Origin of the sequence: Burkholderia sp. RF4-BP95 (assembly GCF_001521985.1) — a bacterium.
Taxonomy (GTDB): Bacteria; Pseudomonadota; Gammaproteobacteria; order Burkholderiales; family Burkholderiaceae; genus Burkholderia; species Burkholderia diffusa.
Genome location: NZ_LOSX01000073.1, coordinates 235,960 through 251,129 on the forward strand (window position 1 = coordinate 235,960; position 15,170 = coordinate 251,129).

A 15,170-nucleotide genomic window follows, 5' to 3' on the forward strand; every position below is an offset into this window, starting at 1 on the left:
GCCGATTTCAGCCCACGATCAGCGGTGTGCCGATCGACAGGCGGTTCGGATCGTGCGCGACCGACGGATTGAGCTGCAGGATCTCGTTCAGCGCGCGCGCATCCTGTTCGCCGCGCGTCATCGTCTGCTGATCGGCGCGCGACACGTGCGCGGCATCGAGCAGCGACTGACGATGCTGGTCGGCGACGACCCACAGCGAATCGCCTTCGACGACGATGTAGGGCTGCGCGCTGGACGTGCTTGGCGTGCTTGGCGTGCTCGGCGTGCTCGGCGTGCTCGATGTACCCGACGGAGCAGTCGGCGTTGCCGGCGTCGTCGGCGCCACGTGCACGTGCGTGCCTGACGGCGGCCCCGCCGGCGGGCCGGGCGGTTTCGTCGAGCCCGTCGGCGGCGTCGATTTTCCGCTGCCGCTGCCGCCGAACGCCGTATAGAGCCAGTTGCCGACGTAGATGCCGATCGGCGCGAGCAGCAGGATCGTCGGCATCTTGCCGGTGACGCGCTTCGTCAGGTTCGGGAAATGCGTGTCGGTGCGTGCGAGCGCGAGCAGCGTCGCGGAGCTCAAGGACGAAATCGCCATCGGCAGGTTCGCGTGAATCGTCGGCGCCGAGCCGACGAACGGCCCGATGTAGCCGCCCGCGATGCTCGCGAGGTCGGAGGCGGTGTCGATGAAGCGCACGACGCGGCTGCGCCGCTCGATGCTCAGGTGCGTGAACGCGCTCGCCTGAACGAGCCCCGTGTAGGTGAGGCCGAGCAGCGCGCCGGCGGTGCCGAGGAACGGCACCAGCGAAGGATCCTGGAGCAGCGTATGCAGCGACAGCTCGCCGAGGCTCGCGTAGCCGGCGATCGCCGCCGTGCGGCCGACCTTGCCGAGGAAGCGGCGCGGATTGCCGTGATGGAGCTGCTGGATCGACGTGCCGGCCAGCACCCCCTGCATCTGCTGGACCATGTCGTTCGCGATCAGCTTCGTGTATTCGACCGTCTTGTCGGCGGGCAGCGACTGCCTGCGATGCAGTTCGAGCTGCAGGTTGATCTTCGCGCGGCCTTCGTCCGCCAGCCGGATCAGCGACGCGCGACGCTGGTCCTCGTGCATCCGGTGCGCCGACAACTGGTTGTTGAGGCCGCTCATGAAGCGGTCGATCACGTGGTTGAAGAGCCGCGGATCGCCGCTTTGCAGCGCGCGCAGCGTGTCCTGATGCAGCGCCTGGACGAGGCGGCCGGTCCGCACGCCGACGAACGTCGTGTTGGCCGCCTGCCTGTAGTTCGTCGGCGTGAGGCCGATGTGATGGACGGCGACGCCGGCACCGATGCCGACCATCCCGGACAGCACGTTCTTCCAGTTGAGCAGCGACCACGAGCGCTCCACCTGCTGCAGGCGCAGCGCATTCAGTTCGGCGTAGGCGGCGAGCGGATCGTCTGCCGCGACGTGCGCGACCGCCTGCGCGCTGACGAGCCGGCTGTCGCTGACGGGCAGCGAGTCGTCGACGATCAGTGCCGGTTGCCGGACGATCTCGCGCCACGGCGCGAGCGGCGCCGGGCCGCTCTGGCCGGGCCGCAGCGTCGTGTCCTGGCCGGGTGCGCGCAGCCGCGCGCCGACGCTTGCCAGCCAGGTCTCGGTGAACTTGCGGCCCGGCGCGTCCGCCTTCGGTGCGGATTGCCGGTTTGCCGCCCAGGCCCGGGTCGCGAACGTCGACGTCGCGTAACGCGCGCGATTCAGCAGCCGCGTCGTGTTGCCTTCGTAGATCCCCTGCCGCAAGGCCGCGATCGCGTCGGGCGGCAGGCCCCTGGCGCGGCCGATCCGCTCGATTTCGGCCAGCAGCATCTGGTGCTGGTCCGCCAGCGTGGCGCGGTCGACGCGCTCGAACACGCGCGTCAGCGCATCCGAGCCGTGCAACCGCTCGAGCGTGCTTTCGACCGGTTTCGCGCCGGCCCGCGCGGCGGCTTCCGCCTGCGCGCGGTCGACGAGCATCGTGGCGAGCGCGGTCGTCAGTTCCTGATTCGCGATGAAGTCGGCGCCGTGCGTGGCGTACGACAGGCCAACATGCACCCATTTCAGCGTCGGCCGGTCGAGCAGCGAGTTGACGAGCGCCAGATGGCCCGCGCCCGGCACCGGCTCCGGCACGGCATCCCATCCGTGAAACGTCACCATCACGTGCGGCGCGGGGGCGCCCGGATGCGCGTCGGCCCACGATTCGAGCAGCTCGCCGAGGCGTGCGTGATGGTGATAGTCGTCGTTGGTGCCGGCCAGATGCCGGTTGTCCTCCGACGACACGAGCGCGCGCGCGGGCGCCATTTCGAGGCGCAGCAGGAAACCCGCCTGCGATGCCGCGTCGAGCCACCGATGCAGATTCGCCTCGGTCAGGTCGTCGAGATGCATGACGGCGCCGTTTTCGCCGGTGATCGTGCCTTCCCAGTAGTCGATCTTCGCGGTCTTCTGGTTGCCGATCGATTTCACGTCGTCGACGAATTCCGGGTCGTGCTTCGCGCCGCGCGTGGCGTTGAGCGTGTGCGGATCGATCGGGATCGTCACGACCGGCATCACGCCGCCGTTGCGCACGATCTGCCGGACGAACGGCGCCGGATCGTCGGACAGCCGGTGCGCGCGGCTCATCGGCACCATGCGGTTCTGCAATGCCTCGCTGGTCCCGAGGAACGCGCGCCGCAGCGCGCGATCGGTGGCCGCGGCCGTGCTCAGGCCACGCTGCGCGCGCTTCCAGAACGGCACCGGCGCATAGCGTGCGCCGCCGCCGGACCAGTCGCGCGCCACGTACAGCGGCATGCCGGTGCCGCGCCACGCGGCTGCGTCGGCCATCATCGCCGGCGGCGGCGCATCGGGCGGCGTGTCGATCAGCTCGAGCGACGCGAGGCGCGGGTCGCGTTCCCGCTTCGCGAGCGCGTCGATCCGTTCGAGGTGCGCAAACAGGCCGGACACGTTGCCGTCGCCATACAGGCGCTTCCATTCGACGAGCGTCGCGCTGACGAGCGACGGCTGGTACGGCCTGATCCTGAGCTTCGGGTTGGCGGGCACGGGCTGGCCAAGACGCTTGGCAGCGTCCTTCTCGGTCTTGATCTGCTTCTTCAGCGCGTTGCGCGCGCGGCGCGCGTCACGCGCCTGCTGGCTTGCCCACGTGCGCAGCGAAGCGAACGTGCCGGGCGACTTGTCCCGTTCGATCGCTTCGAGGTGCGCGAGGCGCCGCGTCAGCGCCGCGAGCCGTGTGCCGCGCGCATGCGCGGCCAGTTCGGCGGGCGTCAGTTCGGTCAGCAGCAGATGCACGTTGGCGCCGTATGGGCCGTCGCCGATCGGCGACGACTCGAGCGGCACGCCCGGCGCGGACGGGGTGTGCGGATCGTGCCACGTCAGCTTGCCGTTCGCGTCGGGCACCAGCATGCCCTCGGGCGCGTCGAGCCGGTCGGTCAGCGGTTCCGCGGTGTCGTAGACGTAGATGTGATGCTTGCCCGCCTCGAGGCCGCCGAATTCGGCGACGCTGAGCAGGTGCACGGCGTTGTGGCCGCTGAAATCGAGTGCCGCGTCCTTGCCGGCGGGCAACACGTTCTTCTCGAACAGCCGCGTAGCCGGATCGGCCGCGCGCGTGCCGCCGGCGGGGAGGGCGGCGCCGGTGCGCCCGCGTCCGAGCACCGCGGCGGCGCGGTTGCGTGTCAGCAAGGCGACGCGGCGCGGCGCGTTCAGCGTTCTCGTGAGCCCCAGATGGCCGAGATAGCGCAGGCCCGGCCGCGGCAGCTTGTCGGGCTTGCCGGCTTTCGGCGGCTTGACCGGATCGAAGCGGTTGCCGATCCGTTCGAGCGTCGCCGGGGCGATGCTGCTGACCGCGAACGTCATGCCGCGCGCTCGCGCGCGCGTGAGCGGCACGCCGTGCGATTTGCCGTGCGGCCGCACGCGCACTTGCGCACGTCGCGGGTACGCGCCGGCCAGGGGCCGTTGCGCGACACGGGTGTGCGCCAGGGGCGCGTTCTCCTGGTATTGCCAGACGCCGTGGCTGCTGTCGTAGCGTGCGTGGCCGCGAATCTCGCCGCTTGCCTGGTCGACCGCGTAGATCGTGTCGGACTCGGCGGCCGCCGCGATCGCCTTGTGCGCGCTGCGGTAGTGCTTCGTATTGTCCAGCGCGAGGATCGCGGCGACGTAGCGGTGGGTCACGCGGCCGGGCTGCGTGAACGTCACCGGCTTGCCGTCGCGCACGGGCTCGATCTTCGCGACCCCGCCGAGCGACCGCAGTTCGTTGAGCGACACCGGCGACGCATGGAACGCGAAGGCCTGGCGGGCGGCCGCGGCCTGCGCGGGATCGGCCGCATCCAGCGCGGTATCCAGCGCGGCGCCGAGCCATTCCCGTTCGTCCTGCGTCAGCGTGTTGCCGACGAATTTCGGCGGCTTGATCGCGCCGTTCGCATCGATGCGCGCGGACGCGACGAATTCGGGCGCCGCGTCGGGCGTCACCGGGCCGGCGCGCGCAATCAGCAGTTCGGTATCGACGCCGGTTTGCCGCACGAGTGCGCGCAGCGACGGCGCGTGCGTGCCGTCGACGCGTCTGAGCGTGCGCATGCCGCGTTCGTCGAGCCACGCGCGCGCCCGCGTCATTTCCGCGCTGTCGATCGCGTAGCGGCCGCGCCGCGCGCCGCCGCGCGCCGGTGCCGCGAGCTTCACCGGCGCCGGCCGGCCGGCGAATTCGGCGCGCGCCTGCTCGGCGTACAGCGTGCGATAGGTCGGCTTGCCGGGCAGCGACGTGCGCATGTCGCCGAACGTATCGGCGAGCGCATCGAGCGCTGCCTCGTCGCCGCTCGCGAACGCGTGCTCCGCCGCGCGGGCGAGCGCGTCCGGAAGTTGCGCGTGCGCGGCGATGTCGGGGCCGCCGGCCGCGAGGATTTCGTCGCGCACGCGACACGCGTTGAGTTGCGCACGCGCTTCCGCGAGCAGCAGGCTCCTCACATACGCTTCGGGGCTGCTGCGGTCGATGCCGAGGGTGTCCGTCGAGATGTCGACGCTGTGCTGCGCCTCGTGCGCGAGCGCGAACACCAGCGTGCCGGCGCGACGGGTGTTGCCGTCGAGGACGATCACGCGCCGCGCCGCGTCCACGTATTGGCCGCCGCCGGGGGCGCCGAGCTTCACCTTCCAGCCGTCGCACCGCGCGAGCCGCATCTGTGCCCGCAGCGTCGGCGAACGCGCGGCCAGCGCATGCGCGTGCAGCTTCAGCACGATGCCGCGGAAGGTCGTGACGACGCGCCCGATCGCGCCGGGCCGCGGCGCATACGCGCCGGCTTCGACGAACGCCGGATGCGCGAGCCGGATACGGCCGGTCGCGATTCCGTCGTGGATCTTCGCGGCGACTTCGTCGATTCGCCCGAGTACGCTGCCGTCCGGGTCGGCGCCGGGCCGGAGGTGACCGGGATCGTGCAGCATCACGTCGCCGTTGCGGCCGAACAGCACCTGGAAGTCGTACAGCAGATGGTGCGTCTGCGTGACGCGGCGTATCCGCTCGAGGTCGGCCAGACCCTTGCCCGACACCACGCTCGGCAGCCCGATGTCGAGCTCGACGTCGACGCTGCTGAGCTGCGCGGACGGCTTCAGCACGACCGCGACGCGGTTTCCGACGGTGAACGGCCCGTCGGTGGTGCTGGTCGGTAACTTGTAGACGTCGTGCAGCATCGCGAGTCCGCTCTGTTCGAGATCGACGGCCGCATGGGCGTCGGCGACGCCGTCGGCCGAGTCGTCGCGGTACACGCCGATCGCCTGTCCGGCGCCGCCGTCGAACACGGTCTTGTCCGCTCCCGAGCCCAGCACCGGCCCGAGGAAATCCGCCGGATCGGCGCGCCTGGCGGGATCGTCGCCGAGATGGAGATGGCCGTGCACGGGGTCGACCGACAGCTCGCCGAGCGACGGCTGGCGATACGCGGCCGGCACGTAGCGGTTCATTCCGGCCAGGTCGGTCAACGCGCCTGCCGCGCCGACCGCGTCCGGATGCGCGGTGTAGATCGCGCGCTGCCACAGGTTCGTGAGCTGCGCGGCCGCGCCTTCGTTCGCATGCCGCGCCGACAGGATCGTCGTATAGCCCGGGTCGGACGGCGGCGGATTGAGCAGCGTGAACGTGTGCGGATCGACGGGCTGCCCGTCGGGGCCGAGCAGCGTGCCGTCGGGCAGCGTCTCGGCGGGCACGATCGCGAGACGCGTGACCGGATCGATCAGGATGCGGCCGTCGCGCAGGAACGACAGCGTATCGAGCGGCGGCGGGCCGCCGGCGCCGAACGGCGACGCATCGTGCGCGGCGTTGGCCTGCGACCACGCCGCACGCTGCGCCTGGATCTCGCGCATCGTGTGCGGCCCGTCGTTCGCGTCGCCGCGCGTGGCGCGTGTTTCCGGCGCCGGCATCGCGCGCATGCCGCGTGCCTTTGCACGCGCGTGCGCGTCGCCGTAGAACGCCGTGTACGTCTTGCCGCCGGTGCCCGACACAGCCGCATCGGCGAACGCATCGGCGAGCCGCGCGACGGCGACGGCGGGATCGGTCGACGGTTGCCACGCGTCGGCTTCGCGCTGCAGCGCATCGGGCAACCGCACCGTCGCGGCGATGTCGATGCCGCTCGTCAGCTTGATTTCGTAACGTGCCTCGAATGCGTTGATCTGCGCGCGTGCCTCGGCTTCGAAGGCCGTTCGCGAGAAACGGCCGCGGTCGCTGTAGTCGAGCCCGAGCGTGCCTTCGATCGCCTCGACCGCATGCTTGGTCTCGTGCGCGAGCACGTACGTCATCGATTCGGGGTCGGCCAGCGCGCCGTCGATCGTCACGCGCCTGTGCTTCGTATCGATCCGGCTGCCGCCGCCGCGCTTGCCGACGCGCACGCGCCAGCCGTTGGCGTCGAGCATGCGCAACTGCGCCGCGAGCGTGTCCGACTGCAGCGCGAGCGTGGTGACGGCATCGGGCAGCGGCACGCCGCCGACGCGCATCCGCACGCGCATGATCGGCGACGGCTTCTGCACGAACGCGTCGGACGGCAGCGCTCCGTCACGTTGCGCGAGCGTGGTGCCGGTTTCATTCGACTGGAGCCAGCGTACGACGCCGCGCTCGATTTCCGCGAGCCGCGACAGCGACATCTGGTGCGATCCGTAGTCGTCGCGGCGAATCCGTCCGGGATCGCTGACCAGGAAGTCGCCGGAGCGCGTGAAGATGCCCTGCAGGTCGAAGCCGATGCCGGACTGGTGGAGCACATCGTGCAGCCGCAGGATGTTCTGGATTCCCGCGCGCGAGATGTAGGACGGCAGGGCGCCTGTCGCGAACGCGTCGCTGTGGAACACGCCGAGCGGGTGGACCAGCGCGGAGACGATGCCGCCCAGCGAGCGAAACGGACCGTGCAGCTGCACGGTGCGTACGCCCAGCGCTTCGAGTTCCTGAAGCGCCTCACGTTCGGCGTTCACGAGCTGCTCGTCGGCCGCGCGCCGTGCGTCGAGCGATTCGGGCGCCTCCAGCGGCGCCAACGGCGTGGGGCCGTGATCGACCGTGACGAGCGCCGCGTCGTCGCCGAGCGCGAACGCGGTCTTGCGCGCGCCCGCGCCAAGCAGTGCGCCGACGTTGTGCTCGACGTCGATCCGCGTGCCCGGGTCGCCGGCGAGATGGACGCCCTCGGCGTCGGCCGCGAGTTCGCCGAGGGCGTGCGGCGCCGCGGGCGCCGGGTCGAAGCGGTGGAACACGCGCGTGTCGAGCACGGCCGCGTCGTCGCCGACGGCACGCTCGGGCGGCGCGTAGACGGCGCGCTGCAACACGTTCGCGAGCCGCGCGGCGGTTTCGTTGCCGCCGTGCTTCGCGGACAGCACGATCGTGTCGGCGTCCTTGACCAGCCTCCACGGCGCCTGGGCGAGCGTGTATTCGTGCACATTGGCCGGCTCGCCGTCGACGAGCAGCGTGCCGTCCGGCAGCGTGTCCGCGTGCAGCACGAGCAGGTTGCGGTCCGGCAACCGCGTCATGTGCCCGTCGCGGCGCGCGTGCAGGTCGGCCGCGTCGGGTGCCGGGCGGCCGTCGCCGAACGGCGACGCGAGCACCGCATGCGCGTGGCTCCACGCGGTGCGCGCGTCGAGGTGTTGCCTGCCGTCCGGCGCGTCGCCGGCGGCGTGCATGCGCGGCGCGGGCATGCGGCGCGGAATGCCGCCGCGGCGTTTCTGGTGCGCCCATACGTCGTCGTAGAACGCGCTGAAGGTCTGCCCGTCGCGTCCGGACACCGGCGCATCGGCGAACAGGTCGGCGAGCCGCCCGACCGTTCCCGTGTAATCGCTCGACGTGCGCTGCCAGTCGACCCCCTCGCGCGCGATCCCTTCGGGCAGATGCGCGTGTTCGGCGATGTCGACGCCGCTCGAGAGGGCGATCTCGTAGCGCGCCTCGAACGCGTTGATCTGCGCGCGCGCCTCCGCTTCGAGGGCCTTGCGCGTGAAGCGGCCGCAATCGCCGTAGTCGGGCTTCAGCACGCCGTGCATCGCTTCCACCGCTTGTCGCGCCTCGCCGGCGAGCGTGTACGTGATGCTGCCGGGATCCTTGAGCGCGCCGTCGATCGTCATGCGGCGCCTGCGCGGATCGATGTAGCTGCCGCCGCCTCGCTTGCCGACCTTCACGCGCCAGCCGGCGTCGTGGAGCATGCGCAGTTGCGTCACGAGGGTCGCCGACTGCATCGCGAGCGCCTGCACGGCCTCGGGGAGCGGCGCACCGCCGAAACGGAACTGCACCTGCGTGAACCGGCCGGGGTGATCCGGCGCGGCCGCTTCGGGCGGCGCGGCTTCCGTCAATTCCGGGTGCGCCGCCGCGAGATCGGTATCGGGCTGCGTCACGGCGTCGCTCGTCGTTGCGGATCGCGGCTTTGCGCCGTCCGCGCGCGCGGCGGGCGCCGTGCGGGATTCGTCCGGCGCCGTCCCGTCGCGGGCAGGCGCACGCTGCGCCGCATCGGTGCGTTCCGGGCGGATCAGCACGAGCACCCGGTTCGGCGGGCTGAACCTGCCGTCGAGCGCATTCACCGGTTGACGCGTCGTGGCGGGTTGGGGCACCGCAGGCTCGTTCGGGCCGCGCCTGCCGGCGAGCACGATCACCGTATCGTCGCGCGGGTCGCGTGGCGAATTTGCGTGCGGCGTTTCGTCGGCGGCCACATGGCCGGCGGCCGCTTCGGGGTCCGGCGCCGGGTCGAAGCGGAGCACGCGCGCATCGGGGCGCAGCTGGCCGTCGGTGCCGAACGCGTCGGGCGCGGCCGCAAAGATGGCCTTCTGCCAGCGGTTCGCGAGTTCGGGCGCGAGTAGCCCGTCGTGTTCGCCCGCGACGACGATGACGGGTTCCTCGAGGTCCTGCGGGCGGACGCCGCCGACAGCGGGTGCGTCCGCTTCGGCGCCGTCGCGGACGATGTACACCGTGCGGTCGCCGATCTTCATCGGTACCGCGCGCGGCCCGCGCGGTACCGCGATGCCGGCCGGGTCGGACGTCGCCGGACGGGTGGCGGGCGCCTCGTCGGCGAGATCGACGACCCGGACGTCGACGCGCGGTCGCGCGGCCCCGGGCGTCTCGCGATTGCCGGCGCCGGCCGGCGTATCGGTGTCGAACGGACGATACCGCATCGCGTGCGCGTCGGCGCTGCGGCGGTTGCTGCCTGCATTCGTTGCGTGATCGGCATCGCTTTCGTCGCGCTGCTCGTCGATGCGTGCGCGTTCCTCGCTCGTGCGCCGCGTGCTGCGCGCGTCGGTCGCGGCGCTCGCCGTGTCGTCCTGCGTCGTCGTCTGCGCGAGCCTGCGTGCCGTCTGTTCGCCGCCGTTCTCGGCGGTGTACGCGTCGCGCGCCTGCTGCAATGCGCTGTCGAGCAGATCGAGCCGCGTTCTCGCCGCGATCTTCGGCGTCGTGCTCATCCGGCCGCCGGGGCCGAACGACAGGCTTTCGCCTGTATCGGTCAGCGAGTCGATGCGCGTGCCGTTGGTCCAGTTCTTGTCGGAAACCGAAGCGAGCGACAGTTTTCCGTCCGCGCCGAGCACGACGGATTCGCCCGTCGGCAACGCCTTGCGCGACGCGTTGTCGAGCATGCGGATCGGCTTGCCGTCATAGGTCAGCACGTTGTCGCCGACCATCAGCGTGCCGTCGTGCGACACCGTCACGCGCTCGCCGTCGAAGGTCGCGCGATTGCGGCCGGCCGCGAGCGACGCGTCGCCGCCGTTGTTCAGCAGTTGCCGGATCGTCTGGCCGTCGATCGTCACCGCCTTGCCGTCCGTCGTGCGCGCGACGATGCCGGTGCGATTGACGACGCCCGTGACCGCGCGCGCCTTGAGCCCGCCGGCGGCGATCAGCGCGACGTTCGTGAGGCCGCCGACGAGCGCCTTGTTGCCCGCGTCGGCATTGCCGCTGAGGTAGTCGGCCCCGGCCTCGAAGAACGACTCGGTCGCACCGGCCACGCCGGTCCCGACCGCGAAGACCTTCGTGGCGCCGCGGAGGAACGACGCCACTTTCGGCATGCGCGTCAGCCCGGTGAAGCCGCGCATGAACAGCTTGCTGCCGACGAGCTTCGAGGCCCCCGCCGCGCCCATCGGTATCAGGTTGATGAAATCCGAGCGCGCCCCCGCGTCGCTCAACGGGTTGAAGCTGCGGCCATGGTCCGCACGGTTCGCGAGGTCGAGCGCCGAGCTCGTCATCGTCGCGGCGATCGACGTATACGCCATGCCGGTGCCGATGACGTTCAGCGTCGCGCCGAGCGGCAGGCCGAGCACCGTCGCGTCGAGCACGCCGCCGATGCCTTCGAGCACCATCCCGCCGATCAGCATCCCGAGATTGAGCTTGGTGCCCGTCAACGTGTTGAGGAAACTGTCGAAGCCGCTGTCGTGGTGCGCCGCGCGCGACACGATCTGCAGCGTGCCGTCCGCGTTGTGGCCGGTCGCGATGTCGACCGTGCCGTCCGACGACAGTTCGTTGTTGTCGATGTAGTCGTTGATGTCGTGGTACGTGCTGGCCGTCTCGTCCACGAACTGCGTGACGCCTTTGGTGTCCTTGACTTCGAAGAGCGCGGTCGTCTGCATGCCGACGTCTTTCGCGGCATACACGATCGGCCGCACGCTGATCTGCGTGTCGGCGCCGCCACCGATCTTCAGCAGCGTGTCGCGCACGCCGTCGATCGCCGACAGCTTGTCCTTGTTGGTGAAGTGCGTCTGCGTGTCGTTGGCGACCGACGTGGTCGACGAAGGATCGCCGCCGACGTCCGGCGACATGCCGAGCGCGACGCCGATCAGGTTGCGCTGCTGCGTGTCGCTCAGCTTGCCGAAATCGATCGTCGCGCCATTGCCGGTGTTCGCGCCCGCAACGTCGAGCAGCGTGTTCGACATGTCGCTGTGATGCGCCGAATAGAAGTCGCGCGCTGCCTTCTGGTAGTCCTTGTACGCGTCCGAATGATCGTCCGTCACGTAGCGCAGGCGCTCGTCGAGGCCCGCATCGAACTGGTCCATCAGCACCTGACGATGCGCCAGTTCGCCCATCAACTGCAGCCGCTGCACCGTGTTGTCGGCGTTCTGCGCGTCCTGCTTCGCCTGGTCGAGCTCGCGCTGGTGCGGGTTCGGCAGCGGCGGCGAAAAGGCCGGCAGGATGTCGCCGTCGGCGACTTGCCGGAAGCGCGGCGGTGCCGGATGCGACGCCTGCCAGTCGTCGTATTTCTGCTGGATGTTCGTCAGCGAGTCGTGCTTCTGCGATTGCAGGTCGCGCGCCTGGGCGAGCGCCGCGTTCGTGGCGCGCTCGTTGACCGAATCGGACAGGCGATCGTCGGCCGCGCGGATCGCGCCCGCGACGACGCGCAGGCGTTGCGCATCGGCCAGCGTCGGGCCGGCGTCCGCCGTGCCGCTCGCCGTCGCATCGCTTTGCGCGGGCTGGAGCGGGCTCGTCACGAACGGCGACGTGCCGAGCGACGGCGTGTCGCCGTTCGGTGTGCCGCCCGCCAGCGGATTCGCTGCCGGATTCGCCGCCGAGAACGGCGATGCGAACAGCGGCGCCGCGCCGGGCAGGTTCGCCGTGCCGTTCGCGGCCGTGCTCCACGGCGGCGCAAACAGCGGCGACGCATTCAGCCAGTTCGGCTGCACGCGGCACATGGTCGGCGGCTTCGCCGTCGCCTTCACCGTCGCCTCGATCTGCGCGGCCTGGTCGTCGTACTGCTGCGCGAGCGATCCGCCATACGCGACGACGAACGCATCGTGCGCGATGCTTGCCTGCTGCTTCGCCAATTGCAGTTGCGTGTACGGGTCGCCCGGATCGTCGCCGATCCTCGCATGCTTGCCGCGGAAGTTCGCCTGCAGCGTGTCGGCCTGCTGTTGCGTGGACAACATCTGCAGATAGCTGCTGCTCGTGCCTGCGGCGGTCTGCGCGCGATCGAGCGCGGTCTTGTCCTTCTCGATCGCGCCGGGCGCGACGACCGTCGGGCCTTCCTTGCCGTGGTCCGCGTCCGATTGCTGCTGCGCCTGCACGAGCGTCACGTTGTCGTTTGCCGCCGAGAGCGCGGCATTGGCGTAGTTCGCGTCCTTCGCGGCGGTCGTGACGGCCTGCTGCGCGGCGTCCATGGACGCCGGTGCATCCGGCAACGACACCTCCAGGTTCAGCGGCGCGAGCGCGTCGTTCAGCTTCCCGACGCCGGCGTCGACGGCCGCCTTGTAGTCGGGATCGGCGAGGTATGACTGAAACTGCGTATAGGCGAGATTCGAGTTCGCGATATCCGCGTAGTATTTCGCCTCGCCCGCGGCGGCATGTGCGTCGGCGGTCTGCCAGTCGTCGTACGCGCGGATCTGGACAGGGGTCTTGCAGTCGCTCGCCTGCGGCGCCCAGTTCTTGTCGTTCGGATCGTGCGGGGAGTCGGGGAACAGCGCCTGCAGCGCGGCGAGCTTCTGGTCGGCGAGATTGCGCGCGTCCCCCGGATTCGTGATTTCGCCCGTATCCGACTGCACCATGCCGGCGGGCATGTCGTTCGTCGCCTGTTCGCCGTACAGGATCATGTAGCCCGCGTCGGTCGTGACGTTCAGGTTGCGCTGCGCATCGTCGGCGGCGGCACGCGCCTTCGCGTAGCTGGCCTGGGCGGCATTGCGTTCGTCGGGGGTCGACTCGGGGTCGCGGTTGGCGAGGTGCAGCACGTTCTGCGCGCCCTGCAGCGATTGCGACGCGGTGTCGTATTGCGTCTGCGCGTCCTGGATCGCCTTCTGCACCGCCCGCGTCTTGTCGTTCTCGACCGCGATGTCGGGCGGCGGCGGCCTGTATTGCGCGGCCATGCTCTGGATCAGCGACGTCGCGGATGCGATTTCCGGGTTGGTCGGCTTCGACGGGTCGGTGAACGGCGTGGCCGTCACGGGAATCGGCGGCGCCACGGTCGGGTTGGCCGGGCCGGTCGACGAATCGTCCTTTTGCGGCGGGGGAGGCGGCGCGACGACCGGGTCCAGCGTGTCGGACAGGAAGCGTTGCCAGTTGACGCCCAGTCCCATTCCGTCGATCGACAGCATGCTCGTCTCCCTTACGCGCGCGATGCGCGTCCCGCACGGCGCCACGTGCGCCACGATGCGATCCGACGAGTGTAGGGAGACGAATTGCGGCCGGTTCCTCGCCGTTTCGTAGCGCGGCGTGCCGGCCGCCGCGCGCGGCCACGGTGCGCTACGAGACGCGCGCGGCCCCGCGCCGGCGGCGTGCCCGGGGCCGCGCGACCGATGTTCCCGCCCCGGAAAACGGGCCGCGCGCCGTCACTGGTCGAGGCACCGCACGCACAGCCGCTTCGCCTGGCTCGCCGACAATCCGCGACACATCATCACGACCGGTCGCGCATGGCACGACGGCGCGTCGGCGGAGGCCGCGGGCGACGCGAGCCTGCGCGCGCGCTCCGGCGGTGTGGTCGCGGCCGCGTCCATGCGCCGTTGTCGCGCGGGCGGCGGCATGTCGCGCACCACCGGAATCGGTTCGACGCCGCCTTCGCGTGCGTTGCGCTGCGCGCTCGCGACGACGCGGCTCACATAGCCGCTCGAGAACCCGGTCGTGAAGTTGCCGCTGTAGTAGCACGACAGCGCCGCGCGTAGCGCGGCCTGCGCGGGGCGGCCGGTGTTCGACGAGCGCGCGAAGCATTCGGTCAGGATCGCGCCGCCCGCCCGCAGGTTGCGGCACGGTTCGAACATCGTCGTGTCGTCGAGGCCGTATTTCGCGAAGTTTCGTTCGTTGACCTGAGCGAGGCCGACGCTGTAGCTGAAGCCGCGCGCGGCCAGCTCGCTTGCGGTCGCGCGTGCTTCGTCGAGCGACGCGGGCTGGCGCGTCAGGTGGCCGCCGACCACGCCGATCGCATACGGATTGAAGCCGGATTCGGTGCGCACGAGCGCGGCGAGCGTGTCGGGATCGACGTTCGGCGCGCAGGCGCGCGCGAGCTGCGCGAAGCCCGCGGCGCTGCCCGCCGCGTGCGCGCCGCGCGGCTGCATGCCCGCGCATGCGAGCGTCAGCGCGAGCATCGCGCACAGGCTCGCGACGACGCCGCGCGGGCCGCGCGCGCTCATCCGGCCCCCGCCACGCGATACGACAGCACGAGCCCGTGCACGAGCAGCGACCAGCCGTCGAGCGCGACGAACAGCAGCAGCTTGAACGGCACCGAGATCGTCGTCGGCGAGATCATCTGCATGCCTAATGCGAGCAGGATGTTCGCGACCAGCAGGTCGACGACGATGAACACGATGTAGATCACGAAACCGATCTGGAATGCCTTCGTCAGCTCGGCGAGCGTGAAGCTCGGCACCAGCACGAGCAGGTCGTCGTCCTTGATGCCGTCCGCGCGGTTCTTCGGCCAGACCGACGTCGCGGTGCGCACGAAGAATTCGCGGTCGCGCTGCCGCGTGTGCGACACCAGAAAATCCTTGACCGGCGGCAGCGCGGCATCGGCGAGCGCGCCGATGTCGGCGGTCGACAATTGTCCCGATGCGTCGAAGTGGCGGGCCTGCAGCGCGTCGCGGATCGACATCCCGACCGGCGCCATGATGAACAGCGACAGGATCAGCGCGATGCCGTTGAGCACGAGGTTCGGCGGCACCTGCTGGATCCCGAGCGCGGAGCGCAGCAGGCCGAGCACGACCACGAGCTTCGTGTAGCTCGTCACCATCAGCGCCGCGAACGGCGCGATGCCGAGCGCGGCGATCACCGCGATCAGCGCGACCGGATTCGGCAGGCTGCCCATCG

The 15,170-nt window shown here is 70.8% G+C and carries 3 protein-coding genes; all 3 read right to left on the minus strand.

Annotated elements, in window-relative coordinates:
• Positions 1-7: 7 nt before the first annotated feature.
• Positions 8-13,468: an LWXIA domain-containing protein gene (locus WS46_RS25465; protein ID WP_059692141.1), complete on the minus strand. Its 13,461-nt coding sequence runs from the start codon at positions 13,466-13,468 to the stop codon at positions 8-10.
• Positions 13,469-13,702: 234 nt separating this feature from the next.
• A complete protein-coding gene (locus WS46_RS25470) occupies positions 13,703-14,497 on the minus strand; it encodes a lytic transglycosylase domain-containing protein (protein WP_059692142.1) in 795 nt (264 codons plus the stop codon).
• Positions 14,494-15,168 (minus strand): type III secretion system export apparatus subunit SctR, encoded by a 675-nt coding sequence (gene sctR, locus WS46_RS25475; RefSeq protein ID WP_044847619.1) that lies wholly within the window; start codon positions 15,166-15,168, stop codon positions 14,494-14,496. The genes WS46_RS25470 and sctR overlap by 4 nt, the downstream gene beginning before the upstream one ends.
• Positions 15,169-15,170 lie beyond the last annotated feature (2 nt).

Coding starts and splice junctions, on each gene's coding strand:
- sctR (WP_044847619.1), bottom strand. CDS start 15,168: ATGGGCAGCCTGCCGAATCCGGTCGCGCTGATCGCGGTGATCGCCGCG.
- WS46_RS25465 (WP_059692141.1), bottom strand. CDS start 13,468: ATGCTGTCGATCGACGGAATGGGACTGGGCGTCAACTGGCAACGCTTC.
- WS46_RS25470 (WP_059692142.1), bottom strand. CDS start 14,497: ATGAGCGCGCGCGGCCCGCGCGGCGTCGTCGCGAGCCTGTGCGCGATG.